Source organism: Streptococcus pseudopneumoniae, from assembly GCF_001072925.1.
Classification (GTDB): domain Bacteria; phylum Bacillota; class Bacilli; order Lactobacillales; family Streptococcaceae; genus Streptococcus; species Streptococcus pseudopneumoniae_Q.
Window position 1 is genome coordinate 1 of the sequence record NZ_JVHE01000024.1, and the last position, 3,559, is coordinate 3,559.

Annotated in this window: 6 protein-coding genes; all 6 read left to right on the top strand. The window is 34.2% G+C overall.

Going from position 1 to position 3,559, the window contains the following annotated elements; all coding sequences use genetic code 11:
- On the top strand, window positions 1–90 hold a 90-nt coding region (locus ADH81_RS11600; protein WP_161800916.1), incomplete at its 5' end, for a hypothetical protein.
- Between the two features lie 977 nt (window positions 91–1,067).
- Window positions 1,068–1,436, top strand: coding sequence for a hypothetical protein (locus ADH81_RS00950; RefSeq protein ID WP_049525851.1), 369 nt, complete (start codon window positions 1,068–1,070; stop codon window positions 1,434–1,436).
- Between the two features lie 137 nt (window positions 1,437–1,573).
- Window positions 1,574–2,266, top strand: coding sequence for a phosphoglycerate mutase (locus ADH81_RS00955; RefSeq protein ID WP_045763384.1), 693 nt, complete (start codon window positions 1,574–1,576; stop codon window positions 2,264–2,266).
- Window positions 2,267–2,439: 173 nt separating this feature from the next.
- Window positions 2,440–2,592: a 50S ribosomal protein L33 gene (rpmG, locus tag ADH81_RS00960; protein ID WP_001809375.1), complete on the top strand. Its 153-nt coding sequence runs from the start codon at window positions 2,440–2,442 to the stop codon at window positions 2,590–2,592.
- Window positions 2,593–2,601: 9 nt separating this feature from the next.
- A complete protein-coding gene (gene secE / locus ADH81_RS00965; RefSeq protein ID WP_001211016.1) occupies window positions 2,602–2,778 on the top strand; it encodes a preprotein translocase subunit SecE in 177 nt (58 codons plus the stop codon).
- A gap of 57 nt (window positions 2,779–2,835) precedes the next feature.
- Window positions 2,836–3,372 (top strand): transcription termination/antitermination protein NusG, encoded by a 537-nt coding sequence (gene nusG / locus ADH81_RS00970; RefSeq protein WP_045763385.1) that lies wholly within the window; start codon window positions 2,836–2,838, stop codon window positions 3,370–3,372.
- Window positions 3,373–3,559 lie beyond the last annotated feature (187 nt).

Below are 3,559 nucleotides of genomic sequence, written 5' to 3' on the forward strand. Positions count from 1 at the left end.
AAACAATCTAACGCTTCACTTGGACTAGCACTTCTTGCAGCAGTGACAGGAGGACTCCTTATCGCTAAAAAACGTGAGGAAGAAGAGTAAATAAAAAGCTCAAATAAAGCAAAACTGAGAATGATTATTCTTTGAGACTGCTAGAAAAACCGTAAGAAGAAATTCTTACGGTTTTTTGATTTTAAGGCTAGTTTTACTATTATTTGAAGTCAGATAAATAAAATTTTTTCCTGATAACGATATCTCGGAAAAATTGCAGAATGTAAATTAGTCAACAATTTATTAATACTATAGTGGATTGAAATAAGATGTGAACAAAGAGATTAGGAAAGTCAAATTAATTTCTAAAAACGCTTTAGAATCCTTGGTGTGCTATTCTAGATTCAATCCATTATATAATGGATTGAAAAAAGATATGAACAATGAGGCTAGGAAAGTCAAATTAATTTATAGAAACGTTTTAGAATCCTTGTCGTACTATTCTAGGTTCAATCCACTGTAGTTGTATAGTTCTATTAGAAACGATCAAGAACACTAAATTAAATCTGAGTAAGGCATAGAACAAGAAAACGGATATTTAACTCAGATAGCCTTACATAAGAGTTTAAACCGCCAAAATAGAAAATATAAACAGTTAGAAAATCTAGAAGATAATCGAGATTGAGAATGAAACTGACTTGTAACTAAAGTTAACCTCAAAAATAATAGAATAATCAAAAAATAAATGATGAGTATAACCTAAACTAATAAATGGGTAATACTAAATATTAGCAACAAATCTAATGATAAATACTTCTCTACTAATTAGAGGTAAGTTAGATATAGTTTCTGATTTGAGTGAGAGTATTTCACGAGGTTATGAAAAAAATAAGTGGATTACTTGAATGACTGAACATAATGTAAAATAACAAGTAAAAAATAGAACTATAAAACTTGAAATATCACTAGTTTGATTCGTATAGAGAGCCAGTAAAGGAATCACAATTCCATACCAGATTGGTAAAAACTTTAAATAAAAACTAAAATATGGTAAAATAACGATTAAATAAAATTTTTAGGAGACATTTATGAAGACAAAAACACTTGCACAAGTTGATGGAATTATTGGAATCATTGCAGGAGCTCTTTTGGCAATCTTACCAGTCGTTATCGTTATGATTGCGGCTATTTCTGAAAATGAAGATTTTGCGGGATTTGTTTTGGGAGTTGTTTTCCTTGTTTTTACTTTAGTAAAAATTGCAACTCTTATCCTAGGAATTCTCACTCTTGTCTACTATAAGGATGACAAGCGTATCTCACTTGCTCCGTCTATCTTGCTAATCGTTGGATCGGGAGTAGCATTGATTCCATTCTTGGGATGGATTGGTGGAATTATTCTCATCATTGGTGGAGCGCTATACTTGTCAAGCTTAAAACATTTCCAAATCGAAGGATAATTCTATACTAAAAGAGAAGAGACAAGAAGTCTCTTCTCTTTTTTTGATTGATTTTGACTAGCTTTTTTGTGAAAAATTGTGTAAAATAGAATAGATAAACGAGGGGAACCTCGGAAAATAAAAGGAGTATCCATCAAATGGTAAAATTGGTTTTTGCTCGCCACGGTGAGTCTGAATGGAACAAAGCTAACCTTTTCACTGGTTGGGCTGATGTTGATTTGTCTGAAAAAGGAACACAACAAGCGATTGACGCTGGTAAATTGATCAAAGAAGCTGGTATCGAATTTGACCAAGCTTACACTTCAGTATTGAAACGTGCAATCAAAACAACTAACTTGGCTCTTGAAGCATCTGACCAATTGTGGGTTCCAGTTGAAAAATCATGGCGCTTGAACGAACGTCACTACGGTGGTTTGACTGGTAAAAACAAAGCTGAAGCAGCTGAACAATTTGGTGATGAACAAGTTCACATCTGGCGTCGTTCATACGATGTATTGCCTCCAGCAATGGATCGCGACGATGAGCACTCAGCTCACACTGACCGTCGTTACGCTTCACTTGACGACTCAGTTATCCCAGATGCTGAAAACTTGAAAGTGACTTTGGAACGTGCCCTTCCATTCTGGGAAGATAAAATCGCTCCAGCTCTTAAAGATGGTAAAAATGTATTCGTAGGAGCACACGGTAACTCAATTCGTGCTCTTGTAAAACACATCAAAGGTTTGTCAGACGACGAAATCATGGATGTAGAAATCCCTAACTTCCCACCATTGGTATTCGAATTTGACGAAAAATTGAACGTCGTTTCTGAATACTACCTTGGTAAATAAGAACCATAAAGCCTAGGATGATTCCTGGGCTTTTTCAATTTCTAAATAATTCGGTACGATATTGAAAGAAAGCCATATTTGATGATTTTAAAGTGAAAAATTTAAGAATTCAAAAAAGAATTTAACTTGTCAAAGCAGAGGTTTATTGTTATAATAGGTAAGATGGAGGCGTTATGGCACTTAAAAAAGCAAGTCTAGCCTGTGCGGTTTGTGGTTCTAGAAACTATTCAATCAAAATTAGTGGAAATCCAAAACCAACACGCTTAGAAGTAAATAAATTTTGTAAACACTGTGGCAAGTACACCACACACCGAGAAACGAGATAGGAGAAAACGATGCGTTTTATTAAGGACATTTTTAAACTTCTTAAAGAAACAACTTGGCCGACTCGCAAGGAAAGTTGGTTAGATTTTAAATCTATCATGGAATACACTGCTTTCTTTGTAGTGATGATTTATATTTTTGACCAATTGATTGTTAGCGGATTGATTCGTTTTATTAATATTTTTTAAAATAAGCTAAGAAAAAGATCTAGTCGCTGAAATTCTTCAGTTAGGAAAGGAAAAAACATGGATAGTTTTGATAAAGGATGGTTTGTGCTACAAACTTATTCTGGCTACGAAAATAAAGTAAAAGAAAATCTATTGCAACGTGCACAAACATACAATATGCTAGAAAATATTCTACGTGTTGAAATTCCTACACAAACAGTGCAAGTAGAAAAAAATGGAAAGAAAAAAGAAATCGAAGAAAATCGCTTTCCAGGGTATGTTCTTGTAGAAATGGTTATGACCGACGAAGCATGGTTTGTTGTGCGTAACACACCAAACGTAACAGGATTCGTAGGCTCACACGGTAATAGATCAAAACCAACTCCACTTTTGGAACAAGAAATTCGTGATATTTTAGTTTCTATGGGTCAAACTGTCCAAGAATTTGATATTGATGTCGAAGTTGGTCAAACTGTTCGTATTATTGACGGTGCTTTCGCAGATTACACAGGTAAGATCACAGAAATTGATAACAACAAAGTCAAGATGATTATCTCAATGTTTGGTAACGATACAGTTGCAGAAGTAAATCTTAACCAGATTGCAGAACTTTAATCGGACATTTTTTTGGAAATTTCGTCAATTAAAACTACAAAACAAAGACAACTGTAGAGAAAACAGTTGTCTTTTTTTACCCTCACTTGTCAGTATTCATACTTCCTGATACACCTTGGACGTGAAAAAACACAAGACAGAAATCAAAGCCCTTCTTTCCTCCTTTCTCTGCTATACTACAAGCAGA

Coding starts and splice junctions, on each gene's coding strand:
- rpmG (WP_001809375.1), top strand. CDS start 2,440: ATGGCACTTAAAAAAGCAAGTCTAGCCTGTGCGGTTTGTGGTTCTAGA.
- secE (WP_001211016.1), top strand. CDS start 2,602: ATGCGTTTTATTAAGGACATTTTTAAACTTCTTAAAGAAACAACTTGG.
- ADH81_RS00955 (WP_045763384.1), top strand. CDS start 1,574: ATGGTAAAATTGGTTTTTGCTCGCCACGGTGAGTCTGAATGGAACAAA.
- nusG (WP_045763385.1), top strand. CDS start 2,836: ATGGATAGTTTTGATAAAGGATGGTTTGTGCTACAAACTTATTCTGGC.
- ADH81_RS00950 (WP_049525851.1), top strand. CDS start 1,068: ATGAAGACAAAAACACTTGCACAAGTTGATGGAATTATTGGAATCATT.